The following is a 22,214-nucleotide window of genomic DNA, read 5'->3' as shown; positions in this document are numbered from 1 at the left end:
GTCTTTTGGTTAGGAGGAGGGATGATTGGAGAAATTACTTTACCGTAAACGCGGCTCCGTCGTAGTCGATGACTACGGGCTTTGCGGCACTCACGGTACCGGCGAGAATTGCATGGCTCAGCGGGCGTTCCACGTTCCTTTCCAGGTAACGCTGGATCGGCCGTGCGCCGAATTCCGGCTGGTAAGCACCGTCGGCAATGGCGTCCAGGGCGGCGTCGGTCAGGGTGAGCTGTAAATCCTGACGGGCGGCGCGTTCGGCGAGTCCCTTGAATTTGAGCCTTACGATGTCCCTGATTTGCGACTTTGTCAAGCTCTGGAATACCAGCACTTCATCCAGACGGTTCAGGAATTCCGGCCTGAAGAAGCTACGCAGTTCCGGCTCGATTTCCTTCAGGGTCACGGGCTTTGCATCACCCGCGCGGTTCTGGAAGTGAGCGGCACCCAGGTTCGACGTCATGAGAATCAAGGTGTTCTTGAAGTTCACCGTACGGCCCTTGCCATCGGTCAAACGACCGTCGTCAAGCACCTGCAACAGCGTGTTGAACACGTCGGGGTGAGCCTTCTCGATTTCGTCCAGCAGAATCACGCAGTACGGATGTGTACGCACGGCTTCGGTCAGCTGGCCGCCTTCTTCGTAGCCCACGTATCCCGGAGGCGCACCGATCAAGCGGCTCACGCTATGCTTTTCCATGTATTCGCTCATATCGATACGCACCAGCGCGTTCTCGTCGTCGAACAGTTCCACGGCAAGCGCCTTCGCAAGTTCCGTCTTGCCCACACCCGTGGGGCCCAAGAACAAGAAGCTACCGATCGGCGCATTCTCGCGGCTAAGACCGCTACGGTTACGGAGTATTGCTTCCGAAACCGCTTCCACGGCCTCGTCCTGGCCTATCACGCGGGCATGCAGGCGTTCGTCCAAATGCAACAACTTGGCCTTTTCGCCTTCGCAAAGTTTCGTCACCGGAATTCCCGTCCAGCGGCTCACCACAAGGGCGATGGTCTCTTCCGTCACCTCTTCGCTCAGGTCGCCGTCGCTTGCGGACTTCTTGATTTCTTCCGTCTTCGCGGCAATTTCCTTTTCGAGGTTCACAATCTTGTTGTACTTGAGTTCGGCGGCGCGGTTCAAGTCGTAGCGGGCTTCGGCCTGCTCCATCTCGTCCTTCGCCTGCTGCAAGGATTTCTTAAGGCCCTGCAACTCGGCATTCTTCGCGCGCCTCTCCTGCCAACGATCCTGCATCAGCTTTACAGCAGCATCCGTCGTCGCCAGCTCTTCGCGCAACTCTTTCAGGCGCTTTACGCTGGTGTCGTCGGTTTCCTTCGCCAAGGCCTGCTCCTCGATTTTCATCTGGAGTTCCTTACGCTGCAAGGTGTCCAAGGCTTCAGGCACGGTATCCATCTGTGTCTTCACAAGGCTTGCGGCCTCGTCAATCAGGTCAATGGCCTTGTCCGGCAAGAAACGGTCGCTGATGTAGCGGTTCGAAAGCTTCACCGCCGCCACAAGCGCATTGTCATGCAGACGCACGCCGTGGTGCGCATCGAATCCGTCCTTGATGCCACGGAGAATAGAAATCGATTCCTCTTCGCTCGGTTCGTCAACCTGCACGGGCTGGAAACGGCGTTCCAAGGCGGAATCCTTCTCGATGTACTTGCGGTATTCCTGAGTGGTGGTGGCACCGATGCAGTGCAGTTCGCCACGGGCCAGTTTCGGCTTGAGCATGTTGCCCAAGTCCATGGAGCCTTCCGTCTTGCCCGCACCCACGATGGTGTGAATTTCATCAATGAACAGCAAGGTATTGCCGTCTTCTTCAAGGGCGTCCAGCACGGCTTTCAAACGTTCCTCAAAATCGCCACGATATTTTGCGCCCGCCATCAAGGCAGACAAATCCAGTGCGAACAACTTCTTGCCCTTCAGAGCGTCAGGCACATCGCCGCGATAGATTCGCTCGGCAAGGCCTTCCACAATGGCGGTCTTACCCACGCCGGGTTCACCGACCAGGCAGGGGTTGTTTTTCGTCTTACGGCTCAAAATCAAGATGACGCGGCGGATTTCCTCTTCACGGCCAATTACCGGAGAAAGCTTTCCGTCGGCAGCCATTTCCACGAGTTCGCGGCCGTACAGTTTCAGCGGAGACTGTTCCTCGGCATTGGCGGCTCCCGCAAACGGGTCCGAAAGCCAAGTTTCCACGACCTCGACGCTTCCCAACGCATCTTCGAACACCTTCGCAAGGCCACGATCGCCTGAGAACTTCATCAAGGCCACGAGCATGTCGCCCGGGGTCACCATGCGGTTCACCTGACGCGCCGCCTGCACCGAGGCACGCAAAATACGGTTCAAGTCGTTATCGGGTTCCACGTCGGGGTTCACGCCTTCCATACGCGGAATTTTCTGCACGAACGGCTCCAGCTTGCCGCGGAGTTCATTCGTTTTCGCGCCTTTGGACTTGTAGAGTTTCTTCAAGGTGGCATCGGGGCCTTCTACCAGGCCCACGGCCAAGTGTGCCGCACCCAGGTAGGAATGCGAGCAACGGTCGCGCAGGCTCTGCGCCTTCGCCAACACCTTTTCTGCATCGTTATTAAAATCGGACATAAAACCTCTCTTTTTTACCGCCCTATTATATGCAAAGGCCGTGCCAACGCCCCAAATGCCCAGAAGCACCCCAAAAAAGGCAAAATTTACACCCCGTGTTTAATAAAAAAATGCTTTTTTTTCAAAAAAAAACGGTTTTCCAGCTCGTTTTGAGACGGATCAGACCATTCGAGCGGCATCAAGACGCCTCCTACATAAAATTGCAAGGGTGTTGTAAAACGCAACAACACTTTATCAATCCTCCCCCTACCTTTTGCCCCTCCACAAATCTATCTTATAGATACGAAACCAAACATCCCAAACACCAACTACGGCATCCCTTTGGGGGGGATGCCGTTAGTTTTTTTATTCCCCAAAAATCCTAATTTACTACATTATTTATAAAGTTTATTTCTAAAGAGGTTTATAATGGCTCGTATGCGCGTTTTGGTCTTGATGGGTGGTCCGTCCACCGAACATGATGTTTCCGTTGTCAGTGGCACCGGCGTTGTCCGCGCCATGAACCCGGACCGTTACAATATCCACCCCGTCCTTATCGACAAAGACGGTACCTGGCACTGGTCTTCCCGCGAACTTTCCCCCTACCAGAAGGACAATTTCTCGGTCAATTATTTCCGCGGACTCGAAGGCACCGCCGCAAACTGCAAAAAATCTCCGGCCCTTTCTGAACTCCCCGACGCCGACATCGCCTTCCTCGCCTTGCACGGTAAATGGGGCGAAGACGGCCACATTCAAGCTATGCTCGAAAACTGGGGTATTCCGTACACCGGTTGCGGTCTCCTTGCCTCGGCCCTTGCCATGGACAAGGTGAAGACCAAGGAAATCTACAGGGCAAACGGCATCCCGACTCCGCCGTATCGCGTCATCTGGAAGCACGACTTTACCGGCGACACGCTCGTGTCCGTTTCCGACGAACTCGGATTCCCGCTGGTAATCAAGGATCCGCTGGGAGGTTCCTCCATCGGCATCGGTATCGCCAAGGACCTTGACGAAGCAGGCAAAATTGCCCAGGACCTGTTCAAGGATTCCAACCGCTTGCTCTGCGAAAAGTTCATTGCCGGCGAAGAAGCAAGCTGCGGCTACATCGAAGGCGAAAAGCCCCTGCCGCCGACCGAAATGCGCATGACCACCCGCGAATACTTTGACTTTGAAGCCAAGTACAACGGCGAATGCAAGGAAGTCACTCCGGCCGAATTCGAGCCCGATCTTACGGCACGCATCCAGGAACTCGTGAAAAACGCTCACTATGCTATTGGCGGTTCAGGCTACAGCCGTACCGACGTGCGTATCACCAAAGACAAGCAACTGTTTGCCATCGAAACGAATACGCTCCCGGGCATGACTCCGACTTCGATTCTTCCGGCCGAAGCTGCCAGCGTAGGCATTACCTACAGCCAGCTGATCGACCTGATTATCGACAAGAGCCTCTACATCAAAAGATAAAGTTGGTAGAACTTAGATAAGAAAAACTCTTCTAAGCTCTAAACTCTAAGTTCTAAACTCTAAGCTCTAACTATGTTCGACTTATTTGTAGATACTTCGCGCAAGGGAATCTCGATGGCGCTCCTCGAATCGGGAGCAAACCGCTACATCGAATCCATCGATGAATCGGCCCGTGGCGAAACCGCCTCGGCCATGCTCGACGCCCTCCTCGAAAAAGCAGGCGCCACCCTCGACCAGGTCACACGCGTCATGGTTACGCTCGGTCCCGGCTCTTTCAGCGGCCTACGCACGGGAGTCGCCTTTTGCGAAGGGCTCAGTTTTAGTGGCAAGCGCAAGCTCTACGGAGTTTCTACCCTGGCGGCCCTAGCCTGCTTTGCCGACGCGTCCGAAAGTGCGGCAGTCGTCATCCGCGCACGCAAGGACTACTGGTACCTGCGCCTCGACGAAAAAGAAAGCTTTATCGAAACGGCCCAGGTCATCGAAGCCCTCAAGGCTCACCCCGTAAAAGCAGTCGTCGTAGACGAGGCTGCCCTCGCCGACGAGTCCCTGCAAGCCGCATTCAATTCAACCGGCGCAAGGACTATTCTGGATAAGGGTCAGCCGCTCAGCAAATGGAGCCGCCTTTTCAATACGGTCTCCCCCAGCCTGATGCTCGAAGCAAACTACATCCTGCCTTCGTATTTCGAAAAGTTGCACTGACATCTGCCTTACTGCCACATAGGAAAACGCCATGCCGATTCGCCTTATGAATTCCGCCGACATTCCTGCCGTCCTGCGAATTCAGGGCGAGCTCGCATTCCAAGACTGGAACGAGCGTCAATACGAGATTGAAATCAAGGCTCCCTACACTTACGCCGTCGTCTACGAAAACGATGGCGATATCATCGGGTATGCGGTTTTCCATCTACTGGGAGCCGATTCGGAATTGCTCTCCATCGCAGTCCGCAACTCGGCGCAACATAGCGGGATCGGCGGAAAACTTTTGCAGGCAGGGCTTTCGCAACTTGACCTTGAAAAAACGGACTGTTGCTTTCTGGAGGTCCGCGAGACCAACCTCAAAGCCCGCCGCTTTTACGAAAAACATGGATTTACTTTGTTCGGAATACGCAAAAAATACTACGCCGACGGTGAAAACGCGGCCCTCTACCGCACCGAAAAAAGAAGCGACATAGATCCATCGCGAAAAGGAGTTTAAATTGTCCAAGCTACCCACCAAGAAGCAAATCAAGAAGAAAAAGATCATTCTGAGTGCGCTTGTCCTTACCGCCATTTTTTTCGTCATCACCTTCTACATCGTAATGACGCAAAGCGGGCATTGGCTTGTCGATGACGACGATTTCGACCACGTAAACTGGGTTGTCGTTTTGGACGGACAGACCGCAGATATGGAACGCACCGACTATGCCGCCGAACTGATGGCAAGCGGGAAAGCGGACTCCGTACTGATTCTCGGCCGACGTACTTTTCGCAACAAGACCAACGCCGAATTCTACCTAGACGATTTCATGAAGCTAGGGGATTTCGACAGTAATGCGGTCTTTATCGCAAGGCATGATGATCCATCCACCATCGGCGAAGCATACACCATTATTCCCTGGCTCAAGAAACACAAGGCGGACACCGTACTTCTCTTGACGAGCGCCGCCTCGACCCACCGGGTCAAGAACATTTTCAGGACTCTTTCCGGAGACAGTCCCGTCTACTTCACCAAAGACCTTCACCACTTTATCTACAATGCCGATTCCTGGTATACAAGCCGCGAATCCCGCAAGGAATGGCTGCGAGGCTGGGCTGCTCTGTTTGTTTCGTACTACGATCTTTTGCCCGCAGGGAACCTTACGGCAGCAGACTCCTTCTACTACAAGCCGATCATTTCCGCAAAGGAATTCGAATCCGAAAACAACCCCGTCGTCGACTTGCAATCGCTCCTTCCCAAGGTGCAGGAAAAGCTGAAGGAAACCACAGCGGATACCGTAAAGGCAGACACGACCGCCAAGGATACCGTCGTCAAGAAAGACTCAACGGCAAAGGACTCAACAACAAAGTAAGGCAAGGACCGCTGTCAGCGGGGCATTCCAGTTGATAGCCGTTTCGTTGCTCGCAAAAGAGCAACGCTCATCGGTATACGAGAATCCCGCGAGTTCTCCCGGGTAATGCGGGGCGCGGTGCATATCCTGACGGTCACAGTTAATTCCCCCCACCAAAAGTCCGGGAATCGGTTCTGTCACTCCGTCCGAATGGCTCAGGCGATGGTGCGGAAATTTCGGAGAACTCCAGGCCGAGCCCGTCACGAAGCTTACGTCTACAGGATTGCGACCGTAGATAAAGTTCAACAGTTCGCGACACCAGAAATCAAGAGACAAACCCTTTCCACGGGCTTCGCGCTCGCCGCCGCCAACATTTTCGCCACAATCGCTGCCGCAGGCGTCATCAAGACAGCCGTCTTTTTTCCAGCGTTTCACGACGGCAAGGGTGAGGGCGTGGTTTGCAATTTCGCCGTTACTGCCCCAAATAAACTTGGAAAGGGAAATGCCGTACGCATCGTGCTTTTGCGCCTCGACAATATCTTCAGCGGTCTTTTCGAGAGCGTTCCTTGCGCTATTCCGCAGTTCCACATCCTGGTCCTGCAGGGCAAGCCCCATCCAGCCGAGGTTCTGCGTATCGCGCCAATCCGCACCGAACTTCGGCGGCAAATTTTCCATATCTTCTAGAATCTGCGGGCGGAGTTCCGCAGCGGTCATCCCAGCGAAAGCACCGCCGCGTGTCTGCAGTTCGCGGTACAGCATCGCGCGCGCCCAGAAACATTCATCTTCGGCGTGTTCGTCGCCGTACCCGCCGCTGCCTTCGGTATTGTGCGGCCAATCCACGAACGGGCGCGCGACCGCCCAGCGGTACGCCGAAACCGCGGACTGCAGGCAGCGTTCAGCGAACGCTGCATCGCTTCCGCGATACACGCGGTGCGCCGCCGCCAATACACCCGCAAAATTCAGCGTCGAAGTCGTCGACTTCCCCAGGATCATGCGTTTCTGCAGCAAATCAGAATCTTTCGGCGAAACAAAGCCGTCCCAATGTTCCGGCGTCACCTTAAAGAATACGCCCCCGTCCTCATCTTGCATCCGCAAGAAAAATTCCAGTTCAAACCGCACCTCGTCCTTCAGGCTATACTGCCTGAGGCCATCCCCCGATTCCACCCCTCCGCCAAGAATCGCCTCACGGAGCTGATTTTGGCACGGAACCGGTTCTCCACAAAGGCTTTCATCCGCCAGTTCGCAGGCGAGCAGAAGTGTCGCCACAGACACCCCTCCGTTCACGATGTACTTGCCATAGTCCCCCGCATCGTACCAGCCGCCATGGGCGTTCCACACGCCCTTTCTCTGCATACTTGGGTGAAATTCAATCGCATCGTCGCGATGCGCCGCCGGACGCATCCACTTCCCCGCATATTCGGGCAAAAGATCCACCCCGCTCCGCTGGAAATAAAACGACTTGATATTCGCAAGCAACTGACGATAAATCCAGCCGTCCGAAATTACGAACGGGGCAGTTTCAAACAACAGCATCTCCTTCTCTATGCGGTTTTCCTGCCAAATCTGGATCGTATAGTCGCCGGGCTCCCTGACCACCGAAAAATCACCCGACCAGAGCAATTCCCCTGTGTACTCGCAAAGTCCCTCGTGTTCAAAGGTACCGTCCCTAAAACGTCCCTCGTACACCTGCACACCATCCACACCGCGACCGACTTTCACGATTCTAAAGAAACAGTCGTCTACAGCAAGTCTGTCACACGGCAACTCTTTCGTATTCACAAAGAAAATCTTGGCACATTGGGGAGCATATCCCACATGGTTATAGCGGACAGGTATTTTCATAGCGCAAGAATAGCTTTTCAAAACGAATCCCGCTACCTCTTTCGCCACTTATTTGTTTACCGCCGCAACCGCCTTCCGTACAAGCGCAACTTCGGCCGCATACCCAGGCAATTCATTGGGCGTTTCCAGGTAGAAAGGCAGCTCTTTTAATAAAGGATGTTTCACCACTCGTAACAAGGCTTCCTGTCCAATAAAACCACCCCCAAGGACCTCATGACGATCCTTATGGCTTCCCATGGGGTTCTTCGAATCATTCAGGTGAATCGCCTTCAGGCGCTTCAGTCCAATCACCTTGTCAAACTTTTCCAGGACGCCATCCAAGTCATTCACGATATCATAGCCACCGTCAAACACGTGGCAAGTATCCAAGCAAACGCCCAGTTTGTCAGAAAGTTCCACACGGTCTAAAATCGCGCGCAATTCCTCAAAAGTTCTTCCGACCTCAGAGCCCTTGCCAGCCATCGTTTCCAGCAACACAGTCGTTTTCTGTGCAGGATTCAGTATTTCATTCAACGCCTTTGCAATCAGCTCTATGCCGACTTCGGCACCCTGCTTCACATGGCTTCCCGGATGAAAATTGTACATCGCTCCCGGGAAATGGTCCATACGGAACAGGTCGTCCTTCATTACGTCTATGGCATATTGCCTAAGGCCATCATCGGCGGCACAGGCATTCAGCGTATACGGAGCGTGTGCCAAAATCGGGCCAAAACGGTTTTCCTCCAGCAACGCGACAAGCTTTACCGCATCCGCCTTGTCAAAGGGCTTTGCGGCACCGCCGCGCGGGTTTCGCGTAAAGAACTGAAAAACATTCGCACCAATCGACAATGCCGTTTCGCCCATCGCGAAAAAACCGGCGGAAGATGACAAATGACAACCGATATACATCACGGTCCTCTAGAATTCATAGTTCAAAGCCGCAATCATGTAGAAATCCTTGTATTGATCGGCCCGGTTATCCGGTCTGTAATTAAAGATTGCGCCAACAGTCCAATCCGAATACAGCGATGGCGTATGATACACGCGCAATTTGGCGGAACCGTCTACATCCAGTTCCATTTCGTCATAATCCTCTTCCTCAATTTCATAGCTCAGGAAATTCTGACGGAGCCCCGCACCGAGCGAAAGTTCCAGGAAATTCTTGGACAAGTCGATATCCATATTGTCCGACAGGGTCCATTCAAATTCGCGCATCTCGTTACGGTTATAAATCTTGTATCGCGGCATCACGGCAAACATATTCCTGAAGCCGTCACTTGAAATGGTCAAGGAAACTGGATAACGTTGTTCAAAGTAATCTCCACCGTGGAAATAGTATCCCAATATTCCGTAAGTTTCATCCTTGAAATCAAACTGGTCCAACAGGTCATCCTGTTCAAACTTGGATATGTCCGAACGAACTTCCACAACACCGCCCACCTTCAAGACACTCTTCTGGGGCAGCTTAAAAGTCAATCCCAGTTCAAGCGTATGCTTCATCAACCGCTCCACAAACTGGGTCGCAAGGTAATCTTCGTCAGCCACGCTATAATACTTCGCCCAGCGAGCCGAGTCAATTAGTAACGTGTCATCTTCGGTATAAACCTTCAAAGTCGGGCGTCCGCTTTGCGCCCTGAACCAAGGATCATTATAGATTCCGGAATTGGCTGAATAATTGGCATACAAACGCTGCGGCGTACTGCGAGTCCTATAATTTATGGAATACTTCAGCATCAGGTTTACCTTGTCCGTCAAGCCGAAATCGTTACTCAAGTAAGCATCGTGAATATACTGAGCACGTGTTTCATCCTGCTCATGTTCCTCGAGCCAGTCACTTTCCGCTCCCGAGAACATTCCCCACTTGGAACCTTCCGCCATGCCGAATATGTTGTAGCCGGAACCATCGTCGGCAGCGTTTTCCACATTCACCGTATATCCAAAACCCAGGTTCCAGAAATCGTAGATTTTCCGCTTCAGGTTACCGCCAATCATACGCGTATTCTGCAACAGGTCCGGAGATCCGGCACTAAAGTATTCGCGCCCCACGTAACGTAAGTAACCTTCTATAAAAGTGTTGTCGTCGGACCACTGGTAAGACCCCGCCACGGCCCAATGTTCATGTCCCCAAAAGTCTCCGTTCGAAGGCTTGGACTGGTCCACGACCGTTTCTTTTGCAATCTTGGACGCCTTTTCCAACAGGCTCCGCAATTCTGCGCGCATTTCCGAAGGCGTCTTCAGCGAATTGTCCCCATAAATCGATTCCAGCTGCTTAGCCGTCAACGCACTGACCTGACGCGGGTCCTTCATCAAACGGTTCAGCAAGGCATAATTAGAGGCATCCAGCCCCGCTTCGGCAAACACCTGGTTAATCGCCCTCATCGTCTCGACATTCACCGTATCGACACCACCGACAGCCACCTGGCCATTCAGCTTGATATCTCCCGGGAAAAAGAGCCAGTTTCCATCGGCAAAGAAAGTCTTCGACGAAATTCTCGGGCTCGCCATATTGACTTTTTCCGACATGCCGTCCCTCAAGAACGGATCTTTCACGTAATCCTCGTTTCCGATAAAGCCAAGCGTTCCATTGAATCGACGATGCATGTTCCAGCGAACCTTTCCACCCACAATCATCCGTTGCGGCTCCGCTTCGCCGTCTTCCACATAATCCTTGTATACGTCATAGTTGCGTTCCCCTATAATCTTGGGCGCCTTGGTCTCGCCCACAAAGACGGAACCTTCGAACAGCGGATCCTTCACAGAATTTTGCAGAACCTTCAAGTCATACGAGCCACCGAAAGCGTTCACTCCGGCTAGGTAAAGTTCTCCCGCATGCGCATAGACATCACCCAAAACCAGTCGCTGGTTTTCATCGGTATACGACGCCTGGAAACGGTGCACCTTGAAATGGTCCCAGCTGTCGCTAGAAACGTCGGCGACCACCTCAACCACCTGCCCAGTCGGAGATTGCATCAAGACATCCGCATTCCAGTTCGTAAACAGTCCCGGAACCTGGAAATAGTTGATGTAACGATCCCCCGTATAAACCGTATCGGTTCCGGACACATAAGGTTCACTCTCATAGTGTTTCCGGGTCAGCACCTTGTGATAACCGACTTCGACACCGACACTTCCCGAAACATTCCATACAGAATCGACCGATTCCACCCCGAGATTCGCACCGATTTTTAACCCGTTCGCGTAGGGATTGCGCGGTTCATCGCCAATGCCGTTTTGCAAATATTCCACATCGTGAATCATGTCCTTATGGTTATTCTTCATGGACTTCTTCACGTCTTCGGGAGGCAGGTCCTGCGAAGCATAGCCAATCTGGTTTCCTTCCAAGACCGTATTGCGCAATTTCAGATAATTGTTCCCTATATCAAGAATGGCGGTTTCGTTCGATTCCAAATAGGAACGTTGCACGCTCACCTTGGATTCATCCCCCACCACAAGGGCGATATGGTTATTGTCAAAGTTCGTCCCGTCAATCATCACCGAGGCACTCTGAGTCGCCCATACACCGACATTCCCTGAATTCTGGATTGTCGCCCACTGAATATCGACCGACGCATTGCGGACATAAAGGGCCGCCCGTGAGGCATTATTAATTTCGGCATCACGAAGTTCCAGGGCGCCGCTTTCGACCGTAAAACCGAACTCGGCATTCTTGACAACAACACCCTGCACCTCGGAGCGTTTCGCCCCCGTCACCGAGATTCCGTTCCAGGAGCCCCCTTCCTTTGCCGCGGCAAACACAACCGGATTTCCCAGTTCACCCATCACCGCAAGCGATCCGCCTCGAACGTCAAGACCTGTCCCCTCCGCAAAATGCAGTTCTACGCCAGCCTCAATCAAAAGAACGCGACCTTCGGGAACAACGAGAGTTTCATTCACCCTGTATGGCGAACGATCCGCTTTCAAAAAGCCGGAAAGATTTCCCCCAATGACATTCCCCGAGGCCTCCTCCGTATCAACGGCAAAAGCACCCCCATGGAGTGCCGCTATCAAAAACGCCATCAAGGCCAAATACTTCCATTTCATCAACGAACCTCGTACACCTTCGTAGCCTTCGCCTTGAACCCGCTCTTGTGGGTCACCTCCACTTCAATACGGTTTACACCGCCTCTCGACAACTCAAGTGGAATCTGGTAATCCAGGCTATGGATCTGCGCCAGGAGTTCCTGCCGAATAACCTTTCCGTTCTGCTTGACGACAACCTTGTACAGGTTTTCGGGATTGTTATCCGGAACACGTATCCTGAACTGCAAGCTTTGCGAAATCCGGTCCGTCACATCCTTGGGCGGAGGTGGAACCTTCAGCACCTCCCTGGAGCCACCCTGAATGTCCACGTTAAAGCGTTTGACCGGATAACAGCCCATCGTCTTTGCCACAGTCACCTTATTGCCGGCCTGGTCCTCGACATTGACAGTATACTCGTGTTTTCCCGATTTTAGCTTTACGCGTTTCTGAGTATTCTTGGTCACCGCATCTTCGGACAGCGGGGATCCGTCAGCTGCCACAACCATGATACCCGCATCGTTCTGCATTTCATTAATCGCAATATTCGCGGAACAGCGCAAGGAATCGTAGGATTCCACCACTACGGTCGGAGCCTTGGTATTCACTTCAGAGCAAGCCTTGTTCACCTTCAAGTCAATGGACTTACTCGTTGTCAAACCCGCCCCCGTAAACGTCAGAGTAGCCTTATTAACCGTCCACAGTCCGTTTTCGTCATTCACCACGACCTGCTGCGAAAAGGGATGGGGATTGCCGTCGGCGGAGTGAATCAGGTTGTTCGAGACAAAGCCATTCCCCACCTGCAAAATCAGCGAAGCGTTTTTATCGGATGTCCTGTAAGAGCCTTCCAGCACCAGGCCCTGTTCGCAGACGTTCACCGGCGAAGCGGACGTCACCGCAAAACCGTTTTCGGGCAGCGCCAGGGCCTCTACCCTCAACTGTTCCTGGAATGCCGAATCAGCCTGTTGCACCTCGCGCACCAAATCTCCCATCGACTTGGACTTGTTCAAAAGGATTTTTTCGAGGCGTTCGGCAAAGCGCTTCTCGCCCGATGACGCCAGCTTCAGGACCACGAGCGAATCGCGACCGAAGGTCGTCTCGCCCGCCTCGATCGCCACCATCTTGTTGCTACCGTCGGGTACAATTTCCAGCTTACCCGTCTTAAGTCCCGCAAAGAACATTCCCTCGCCACCGACAAAACCTTCGGTTCCGCGAATCGATGCCGTTGCCGTTCCCGTCTTGAACTTGAAATTCGACTTTTTGTTTTTCTGCTTGCGGACTGCAAAATTGATAAAGCCCTTGTGAACATCGATCTTCGTTTCGAAACCGCCTTCGTCATTCGGTTCCAAAAGTTGGGACAATTCTATTTCCGTATTTTCAGCAATCGTAATAGAGCTTCCGTCGGGCAATGCAAAAACAACTTCGGATGCTACACCCGTACGCACCAGGTCGGACTGATAGACCTTCGCACCCGGCCAAAGTTGCTCCCAATTATTCAGCTTTATCTTCCAGCGGTCGACAATTCCCGATGTAGAACGAACCTTGCCTGCAGCCGGTGCAGAAAACGACAGTGCAGGCAAAACAGCCAGTGCAACAGCCACGCGAAAAAAGAACTTAGCAGAACAAAACATAGACACCTTCTTGATATAATAAAAATACCCTTTTTTTTCCAAAAGGGTAAAAGTTTTTTTTTAAGGGTGATAAAAAACAACCCTAACCGCCGGCCAGTTTTACCGTATAGCCCCTTTTTTCTAGTTCGGCTTTCAGAACGTTCCGTTTATCGCCCTGGATTTCTATCGCAAAATCCTTGACCGACCCGCCGACACCGCATTTTTGCTTCAATTCACGGCCCAGTTCCTTCAATTCCGGTTCATCGAGCGGAACCCCGACCACGACACTGGCCATCTTGCCCCCGCCGAGTCTCTTGAGCTGAATCCGCACCACGCCGTCACCCTTAGGGCGTTCAGCCTTGAGCTTTTCCTGCTTGACACGGCCGCCCAGGGCCGTCGAATAAACCAGCGTTGAACGTTCTTCTATAGACATATCCACTCCTGTAAAAAGGCCCTCGCTCTAAGGGGCGGGGGCCAAAGATTCCTACTTCGTCTTCGGACGCTTGTAGCCGAACGGTTTCAAGAGTTCGTCGTCAGACTTGATCTTGTCGCCCTTGCGCTTGGCATTGGGCTTGTCGTGCAGCACCGCTTCGTCCAGGATCGTGCAACGCAGAGTCGAACGGATTGTCGCTTCCACCTTGTACAGATAGGCGCCCGTCGCATAAAGTTTGCCGTTATCCGCCCTGACAAAGCCATCCTTGTCCGGTTTCATTTCGAAGAACATCTTCAACTTGCCGGCATCGTTAGTGTACTCAGGATCGTTCATTTCCTGACCGAAACTGAAGTAGTCCACGAAGTTTCCAAGAGAGGTATAAACCCAGATATTCACCTGCATCTTGGTCTTGTACATGTTGAACTTGCTCAAGTCGCTCGGCACGCTGGTTCCGTCTTCGCAGAACTTTTCCACGTATTCTTCAACCGTGTACTCCTTATACTCGCGCTTGAGTTCGTCGCTCAGCTTCGACGTATCGATACCGATACCGATATTCGAAATCTTGCCGTTCGGGAGCACAAGGTCGTCAAGTGTCGCAAGACCGCCCAGGCCCGTGTTGCCCTCGCCGTCCTTGATGGTCGGGAGCTTCACATCAAGAGCAAGGGTAGGACCGAGGTGCTTCTTTTCCTTGCCCGGATAGAGTTCCTCACCACTACCCTTCTTGGTTTTGAAGGAGCCACCCTTCAGGGTTTCGACTTCCTTGCCACTCGTCGGGTTAAGGATACTGACCGCGAAGGTTTCTCCTTCTTCAGGCGGATTTTCTTCGTAGTATTCCTTCACCTCGTCCGGGTTCATTTCTGTCACCGGCGTCACGACGGCAATCTCCACATCCTTGCTGTCCTTCATGATCACAAGCACCGTATCCGCAGCCTCGTTACCGGCCTTGTCGCGATAGAAGCGCTTGATATAGTTCGGACCCTTGTCAAGTCCCTGCACCGTCAAGGTATCCTGGATTTCGCCATTGACCGTCCAGACCACTTCCACATAGTTGGAACGAATCACCTGACCCTTGAGCGGTTTCAAGATTTCAACAGTCGGACCCTTCTGGTCAAGCACGATGAACAGGGACTGCGTTGCGGAATTGCCATACTTGTTCGTGTAGGTATAGGCCACAGCGTAACCCGTATCGCCATCGGCATTCTGCACCATCTTACCCTTTTCGTCGACAGAGTAAGAAACCGTTGTCGAATTTCCAAGAGGATCCTTCACGCTGTATGTAATCAGGAACATGCCTTCGGTCACGCTAGACTTGTTGCTAGAGCTAGAAGAGGTTGCATTGCCCTTCGAAGACGAGCTGGATGCGACCTTGGAGGCGCCACTTTCCATAAGCGTTCCGTTGGAATCCTTCACCAGCACTTCGCCCGTCGCAGCATTAACCACGAAAGAGATCGTCACCGTCTTGCCGTCAATCACGACATTGTAAGAAACGGTCATTACTTCAATAGAATCAACCTTGCCTTTATCATTCAAGACAGGAACCAGCACCGGGTTACCATTGTTATCGGTCTTGTAAGAAACCGTCACGGTATCCTTGCCAAAGACTTCCCTGTAGGAGTATTTGACTTCGTTGCCGTTTACCGGAGTGCGGGTCACGCCGCCCTTCGGGTTTTCGTTCAAGACAAAGCGATTTTCGTTGACAATCGTATTGACCTCATCAAGCGTCTTCTGCGGGACATTCACCGTTTGCAGGTTCAACTTCACCACGAAAGACGTATCCTTCTTGTTCGCAGGATCCTTCACCGTCACGCGTACATCCTTCTTACGCTCGTTCACGTACAGGTTGGTATCGCCCTTGTCCGTGTCTTCGACAATCGTATAGAAGTTGTTCGCCAGGTTAGTCTCCTGGTCACCCGAAATGGTCACGATCGGAGTCGCGTTGCTATAGAAGATAAACACGGAATCGACACCGTAGGAATCCGTCGTCGGATCCTTATAGCGAATGACGATTACCGAATCCTTGGTAATGTGGACATCCATGCAGGTATCCTTCAAGTCACGGTCAGAACGTCCCTGCACCCAGCAGATTTCGCGCCCCGGACTATTCGTGAACACCGTATCCGGATCATGCCAAACCTTCGTCGAATCGTCGTACAAGGTGATCTTCACCTCGGTCTTTTCGATTTTGTTATTCACATAGATCGGCACGATTGCCGTATCGGCATATTCACTGTCGTACACACGAACAACAAGTTCGTACTTGTTCTTGGTTTCGTAATCCAAGGTATCCTTCAGAGTAACGATACCTGTAATGGAATCGATCTTGAACGTAGCAGTGTCGCCACCGATAGCCGTGAAGATGAGCTTGTTATACTTAGGATCCTTGTCAGGATCGGTCGCCTTGACCGTATCCACCACGGAGCCCTTCTTAGCATCTTCATCCACAGAGAACGTTTCCTCTATGATGGAAGGAGGTTCGTTCACGTCGTGGACATTCACCTTAATAGTCTTCTTGACCGTATTGGGGCCACCATAAATCATGCTGGCGTCAGTAACATACACCATGTCCGTTACAGACACTTCGATTTCCAAGGTCGGGTTCTTTTCATGGTCAAGAGCGGAGCATTTATCCTTCTTCACTGTCACAAAACCGGTCTTCGGATCAATTTCGAAGCAACCGCTCGGGTCACTACTGATCTCAAAGTGCAAACCTTCTTTATCAAACACATCGTAATCAAACCATCTGATAGAATCAACCGGTGTTCCCTTCGGAGAGTTTTCTGCAACACCGATTGTATCGGTCTTGATAATCGGATCTTCATTCCTGTCAAGAATCGTAACCGGAATTTTCAAATTGGAATACACCGTCTTGAGCGAAGTATCTCCATAGGTCAATTCAACCCAGTAGATGGTACTGTCACCACAGGTATAACCATTTTCACAATCAATCGAATCGAGTGCGGCAAGCACAACTCTCATCAAATCAGTTGTATCCTTTCTCAAGTCAAACAGGTTTTCATGGGACACTTTAGTCATCTTGAACTGGTTATCATACAAGGCCGGATTCCTAGACAAGGAGTCGATATCGCTCGGATGTTCCACATGGCCAATAGAGTCGCCAGGATGGTTGCCTTCGACAATCACACTGGGTTCCGCTGTATAGAACGGTTTTTCGTTCACGTCAACCACGCGGATTATACGATAGAGAGTATCCTTCAATCCCTTCGGGTCTGTCACGACAATGCCCATCGTGTATTCCGGATCAGGATCATCACGAGACGTTGCGTTTCTGAGCTTTTCGTAATCGAGCAGCTTCTGGTCCTTGACGGTCACCGTAATCACACCGTTTTTGCCCTCAATGTTAAAGAGGTCGGAACCCTTCGTAGACACACTCGAAATTGTCGAGCCAGCATCGAACCAGGTAACCTTGGCACCAGCAACATGGCCCGTATCTTCGTCGACGTAATGGTACTGGAACAAGACCATACCCGTCTTAGAGAGCAAACTATCGTCGGTATTTTCCTTGACACCTACCGTAAGGATAGAATCCTTCCAAACACCACGACCCGTGGTATCGCAATGGGCAACGCAGAACGGCTCAGAATCGTCACCACCGTCCGGAGTAGGACCGTCAATGATGATTTCCGGCTTCTCGTTGACATCCTGGATATCGACAGTCACCGTAGCAGTGTCATGCAAGCAAGCACCATCATACTTACCCGAAGTCTTGTTCAATTCGCAGTTTGTAATCAAGACATCGAAGGTGTAGAAATGAACGGGCAGTTCGTAATCCATCTTGGACGGATCGTTCACAATGACCCTATTGGAGTCCATCGCAAATACGAAGGTTTCGTCCTTACCGATAATCGAATATTCCAGATGGCCAAATTCCGGAACATGCTTGGTATCCGGCTCAGCAACCTTCAACTCACCCACGATTGCGCTATCCGGCAGGTTTTCTTCCGGCTTAAAGTCAGCGTCTTCGGCAATCGGAGCTTCGTTCACGTCGACAACCTTGATGACACGGAGGAGCGAATCATACATGCCAGCCGGATCATCGAGATCATAAACGTAAATCGTCACATTATGGGTTTCATTGACTTTTTCGTAGTCAAGCTTAGCACTGTCAATCACAGCAACCACAACGTTCCAATTACCATTTATATCCTTCACCATTTTGGCTTCGAAGAGGGTGTCCGCACCAGAACCATTTGTATTCCTAATTTCAGCGGTCAAAGCCGTGGTATGGCCAACGCCATAGTCTTCGTCGCGAACTGCATAGCTGATAATTTTACGACCTGTCTGCGAATTTTCATTCACAGCAACTGTCAAAGTCTTTGCAGGGTCGTCACCACGGGGATTATCGCAGTTGTCAGTGCAAATTTCGTGTTCGTCACAAATTTCTCCCACGCACACTTCGCACTTGTCTCCCTTACAGATTTCGACGCAATTACCACCTTCGCATACGGGAATAATCTTAGGCGGTTCTGGGACATCCTGCAGTTTAACAGTTACAGTCTGCTTTACTGGTTCAGTACACTTCGGCGGATTTATCTTTTCATACTTGCCCGCGCTATTCTTTGCTCGCTCGCAGTTATTGACAATGACATCGAACGTGTACACCTTGGAATCTTTCTCATAGTCAAGCTTTTTCGTCAGAACCAGCAGGGAGTCCTTCATTTCGAACGGATAGTTATCGGGATTATCGAGAGAGAATTCGCGATAACCGAATTCATTCAAATTCTTCACATCCGGATCATACGTATGGACATAACCCACAGGACCACCTGCCACGAGGTCTTCCTTCGGGTAGAAGGTAAAGTCATCCTTGGTATCCTTATAATCGCCGTTCAAATCTTCAACGCCAGTAATCGTCGGAGCTTCGTTCACGTTGACAACCTTGATGACACGGAGGAGAGAACCATGCACGCCTTCCGCATCCTTAGGATCACGCACGTTAATCGTCACGTCGTGCGTATAGAAGTCTAACGTCTCGTAATCAAGCTTCGAGCTATCAGCGACATAGACAACCACGTTCCAATTACCGTCGGCATCCTTTTCCATTTTCGCAGCGAAGAGGTCTTCCGCACCGGTGTTAACGGTCGTATTCTCGATTTCGGCCGTCAACGCCATGGTATGTCCAACGCCAAAGTCCTCATCGCGAACCAGATACCTCATGATTTCGTAATTCTGCCGAGAATTTTCATTCACAGACACCGTCAAGACATCGACCGGATCATTAGGTTTGTCGCAGTTTTCAACACATTCCTCGTGACAGCTTTCATCCTTGCACTCGACGCACTTGTCGCCCTGGCATATTGTGGGACACTCATCGCCTTCGCATATAGGAATAATGATAGGCGGTTCGCCCTCATCGGTCAGTTCAACAGTAACATGGGAAACCACGTCCTCTAAGCAATTTGCCGTATAGTCCTTCTTGACTGCATCGTATTCGCAGTTTCTAACGAGCACGTCAAATTCGAACTTATGGCCCGGAACCGTTTCATAATCCAATTTCGTAGAATCCTTAACGGTGATATTTCCTTTCGTCGGATCCACAATTTTGAAGGCAGCATTGGCAACCGTATTGGCCGGGTCAATAAAGTATTCCAAGTGTTCGAAACCATGTTGATTCAAGGAATCCGGATCCTTACCAACAACTTCGCCCACGAATTTATCGTTACCCAGATTTTCAGGAATAATAAACGTCGTGTCTGCAACAGTAGGCGGTTCGTTCACATCGACAACCTTGATAACACGGAGGAGAGAGCCATGCACGCCTTCCGCATCCTCAGGATCACGCACGTTAATCGTCACGTCGTGCGTATAGAAGTCTAACGTCTCGTAATCAAGCTTCGAGCTATCAGCTACATAGACAACTACGTTCCAATTACCGTCGGCATCCTTTTCCATTTTGGCACCGAAAAGGTCTTCAGCACCGGTGTTAACGGTCGTATTCTTGATTTCGGCCGTCAACGCCGTGGAATGTCCAACGCCAAAGTCCTCATCGCGAACCAGATACCTCATGATCTCGTAATTCTGCCGAGAACGTTCATTCACAGACACAGTCAAGACATCAACAGGATCATTAGGTTTGTCGCAGTTTTCAACACATTCCTCGTGACAGCTTTCGTCCTTGCACTCGACGCACTTGTCGCCCTGGCATATTGTGGGACACTCATCGCCTTCGCATATAGGAATAATGATAGGCGGTTCGTCATCGTCAACCAAAGTGATTGTCACCAGGGTATCCTTCACAAATTCCCCATCAGTCACTTGAACCTTGAATTCAAACTTATGTTCAAGAATATTGGGATCTTCAAAATCCAAGGCTTCTTTATTAGCAACAGTTATCAAACCAGACTTTATGTTCACAATAGCAAACGGAACATCGTTATCCGGATCGCTATCTTCGTTCACGGGAATCGTATAATAGAGCGTATTATACTCTTCCTTAATATCATCATCGGCGGCTTTTACTTCACCGATAGGAGTGTCCACAGGAGAATTTTCCTTGACATCAAACGGACCTGCTGCAGTAAAGTACGGTTCTTCGTTCACGTCGGTTACGGCAATTTTCTTGGCGAGCGAAGTATCCAAACCGGCACCAGCCTGATCCGTAAAGGTCAAGGTCACGTCAAATACAGAATCTCCACGGGCAGCCATAATGGCTTCGAAGTCAAGATCCGCTTTAACTTTTAGCACGGCCCAATACTTGTCCACGCCATATTCATCCTTAACCTTTTCCATGACCATTTCGAACAGATCTTCCGCAGAGACAACACCGGTTTTCTTTTTATTGTCCTTAATAGAGGGAACGATCTGTGTCAGCAAATTGGCATTGTCGTCTTCGTCGGGATCAGAGACTTCAAAGTATGCCATCTTCGTCAAATCGACCGGAGAATTTTCAGCAACCGAGATAGTATCACCAGTAGTATCTATAATGACAGGCGGTTCGTTTTCATCAAGAATATAAATTTCGACTTCCTGAGGAACCTTATTCAAATTATCAAAAACTTCAACATTAAACACATAAGGCAGCGAATGAGTTTCATAGTCAAGCTTTGACTTATCCGCAACCGTAATCACACCTGTTTGAGGATGGATTTTAAAAGGAACATCGTTCGTTTTATCATTATCTTCATTTACAGGAATCGAATAGACCAACGTATTAAAAGCAACATCCTTATCGGGATCTTCTGCATGAGCGCGATTCGGATCAACTTCGACACCAACTTCAGAATTTTCCGGAATCTTATAGGGACCGAATTCAACAAAGTAAGGAGGTTCATTGACATCGGTGATTTTAAGCGTTGTTTGCGCAGAAACAGTTTTGCAACCTTCTACACCACCCTTATCTTTAAGGTTCAACGTAACCTGATATTCGTGCTTTATTCTATCACTTTCATAATCCAATTCATCGTGTTTTTTTACTGTAATCGCAACGAATTTTTCAGTTTCATTAATAGCGATATCAAACAAATCATTAAGTTTTACAGGATGAGTATCAGAACCAGCCTTATCAACCATTTCAATTACAAAATCCGTAAAATTCTGTCCTTCAATAGGAATTTTAGCAACAGTATCATTCGGTGAAACTGAATTTTCTGCAATCTTGTATTCTTTTTCAACATCACCAAAATCAAACAACGGGACATTCAAAATGTTCAAATCAAACAGGCCATTACTATTTTTAGGCAACACAGCACCATTCAAATCATAAATTTTCATCGCAAGTTTTTCAGTCGGTTCCTCACCATCATCATCAAGTTTCACATTAAGATAAACCTTCTTGTCAGGTTCTTTGGCATTTCGAGGAATATCCACAGTTCCACAATTTGATCCACACGATCCACATACAGGGAATGCCGGATACTCGTTACCATCTTTGTCTTTATCAGGATATACGTTAAAGTCATCAAGTTTTGCCGAAGACTCAGACAATTCAAAGCAATACTTAAAGCTAACACCATTTTTTGTTGCGGTGCTCAAAGTTATAGGAATTTCCACAGTCGTATTGTTTTCAATAAAGCCACCCATCGCAGATGCTGTCGGCTTTATATCAATTACAGGTGGAACAACAGGGACATATCTAAAAGCATCATCACCTTTAATTTCATTACCTATAACAATTTTATTAGCAATCATCTGACCAGCAAACTTCATATTACATTTAGTTGTAATCGTTCCCGAGCTAATAAAAGTTCCCTGCAAAATTTTATCATTTGTATTATCAAAAACAATATCTCCATCCACATAAATCATAAACATACCTTCGT

General features: G+C 50.3%; 11 protein-coding genes. 4 read left to right on the top strand and 7 right to left on the bottom strand.

Features of this window, described 5'->3' with window-relative positions; translation table 11 throughout:
- Positions 1-34: 34 nt before the first annotated feature.
- A complete protein-coding gene (locus BUA93_RS02060; RefSeq protein ID WP_072976972.1) occupies positions 35-2,587 on the bottom strand; it encodes an ATP-dependent Clp protease ATP-binding subunit in 2,553 nt (850 codons plus the stop codon).
- Positions 2,588-2,995: 408 nt separating this feature from the next.
- Here BUA93_RS02060 and BUA93_RS02055 point away from each other — a divergent pair, with 408 nt between their 5' ends.
- The 4 genes from BUA93_RS02055 (at position 2,996) to BUA93_RS02040 (ending at position 6,078) form a co-directional block, all read left to right on the top strand.
- Positions 2,996-4,030, top strand: coding sequence for a D-alanine--D-alanine ligase family protein (locus tag BUA93_RS02055; RefSeq protein ID WP_072976970.1), 1,035 nt, complete (start codon positions 2,996-2,998; stop codon positions 4,028-4,030).
- Positions 4,031-4,102: 72 nt separating this feature from the next.
- Positions 4,103-4,729, top strand: a complete 627-nt coding sequence (tsaB, locus tag BUA93_RS02050) for a tRNA (adenosine(37)-N6)-threonylcarbamoyltransferase complex dimerization subunit type 1 TsaB (RefSeq protein ID WP_072976969.1) — start codon at positions 4,103-4,105, stop codon at positions 4,727-4,729.
- Positions 4,730-4,760: 31 nt separating this feature from the next.
- Positions 4,761-5,225 carry a ribosomal protein S18-alanine N-acetyltransferase gene (rimI, locus tag BUA93_RS02045; protein ID WP_072976967.1) on the top strand — a complete coding sequence of 155 codons (465 nt, stop codon included), beginning with the start codon at positions 4,761-4,763 and terminating at the stop codon, positions 5,223-5,225.
- Position 5,226: 1 nt separating this feature from the next.
- Positions 5,227-6,078 carry a YdcF family protein gene (locus BUA93_RS02040; RefSeq protein ID WP_072976965.1) on the top strand — a complete coding sequence of 284 codons (852 nt, stop codon included), beginning with the start codon at positions 5,227-5,229 and terminating at the stop codon, positions 6,076-6,078.
- Here BUA93_RS02040 and BUA93_RS02035 read toward each other — a convergent pair.
- The 6 genes from BUA93_RS02035 to BUA93_RS02010 form a co-directional block, all read right to left on the bottom strand.
- Positions 6,064-7,899 carry a glycoside hydrolase family 9 protein gene (locus BUA93_RS02035; protein ID WP_072976964.1) on the bottom strand — a complete coding sequence of 612 codons (1,836 nt, stop codon included), beginning with the start codon at positions 7,897-7,899 and terminating at the stop codon, positions 6,064-6,066. The genes BUA93_RS02040 and BUA93_RS02035 overlap by 15 nt on opposite strands.
- Positions 7,900-7,947: 48 nt before the next feature.
- A complete protein-coding gene (locus tag BUA93_RS02030; RefSeq protein ID WP_175547356.1) occupies positions 7,948-8,790 on the bottom strand; it encodes a deoxyribonuclease IV in 843 nt (280 codons plus the stop codon).
- A gap of 6 nt (positions 8,791-8,796) precedes the next feature.
- Positions 8,797-11,919, bottom strand: coding sequence for a right-handed parallel beta-helix repeat-containing protein (locus BUA93_RS02025; protein ID WP_139257674.1), 3,123 nt, complete (start codon positions 11,917-11,919; stop codon positions 8,797-8,799).
- Positions 11,919-13,526, bottom strand: a complete 1,608-nt coding sequence (locus BUA93_RS02020) for a FecR family protein (RefSeq protein WP_139257672.1) — start codon at positions 13,524-13,526, stop codon at positions 11,919-11,921. The genes BUA93_RS02025 and BUA93_RS02020 overlap by 1 nt, the downstream gene beginning before the upstream one ends.
- Positions 13,527-13,608: 82 nt before the next feature.
- Positions 13,609-13,938 (bottom strand): SUI1 family translation initiation factor, encoded by a 330-nt coding sequence (locus BUA93_RS02015; RefSeq protein ID WP_072976961.1) that lies wholly within the window; start codon positions 13,936-13,938, stop codon positions 13,609-13,611.
- A gap of 51 nt (positions 13,939-13,989) precedes the next feature.
- Positions 13,990-22,101 carry a cadherin repeat domain-containing protein gene (locus BUA93_RS02010; RefSeq protein ID WP_175547355.1) on the bottom strand — a complete coding sequence of 2,704 codons (8,112 nt, stop codon included), beginning with the start codon at positions 22,099-22,101 and terminating at the stop codon, positions 13,990-13,992.
- Between the last annotated feature and the right edge of the window lie 113 nt (positions 22,102-22,214).

Origin of the sequence: Fibrobacter sp. UWH4 (assembly GCF_900142475.1) — a bacterium.
Classification (GTDB): Bacteria; Fibrobacterota; Fibrobacteria; order Fibrobacterales; family Fibrobacteraceae; genus Fibrobacter.
The sequence above is the reverse complement of the archived record's forward strand: the minus strand, read 5'-3'. Positions and strand labels throughout refer to the sequence as shown.

Bases quoted from the DNA above. Each gene is read 5' to 3' on its own strand.
- BUA93_RS02060 (WP_072976972.1), bottom strand. From the start codon at position 2,587: ATGTCCGATTTTAATAACGATGCAGAAAAGGTGTTGGCGAAGGCGCAG.
- rimI (WP_072976967.1), top strand. From the start codon at position 4,761: ATGCCGATTCGCCTTATGAATTCCGCCGACATTCCTGCCGTCCTGCGA.
- BUA93_RS02025 (WP_139257674.1), bottom strand. From the start codon at position 11,919: ATGAAATGGAAGTATTTGGCCTTGATGGCGTTTTTGATAGCGGCACTC.
- BUA93_RS02020 (WP_139257672.1), bottom strand. From the start codon at position 13,526: ATGTTTTGTTCTGCTAAGTTCTTTTTTCGCGTGGCTGTTGCACTGGCT.
- BUA93_RS02035 (WP_072976964.1), bottom strand. From the start codon at position 7,899: ATGAAAATACCTGTCCGCTATAACCATGTGGGATATGCTCCCCAATGT.
- BUA93_RS02010 (WP_175547355.1), bottom strand. From the start codon at position 22,101: ATGAAGTTTGCTGGTCAGATGATTGCTAATAAAATTGTTATAGGTAAT.
- BUA93_RS02055 (WP_072976970.1), top strand. From the start codon at position 2,996: ATGGCTCGTATGCGCGTTTTGGTCTTGATGGGTGGTCCGTCCACCGAA.
- tsaB (WP_072976969.1), top strand. From the start codon at position 4,103: ATGTTCGACTTATTTGTAGATACTTCGCGCAAGGGAATCTCGATGGCG.
- BUA93_RS02015 (WP_072976961.1), bottom strand. From the start codon at position 13,938: ATGTCTATAGAAGAACGTTCAACGCTGGTTTATTCGACGGCCCTGGGC.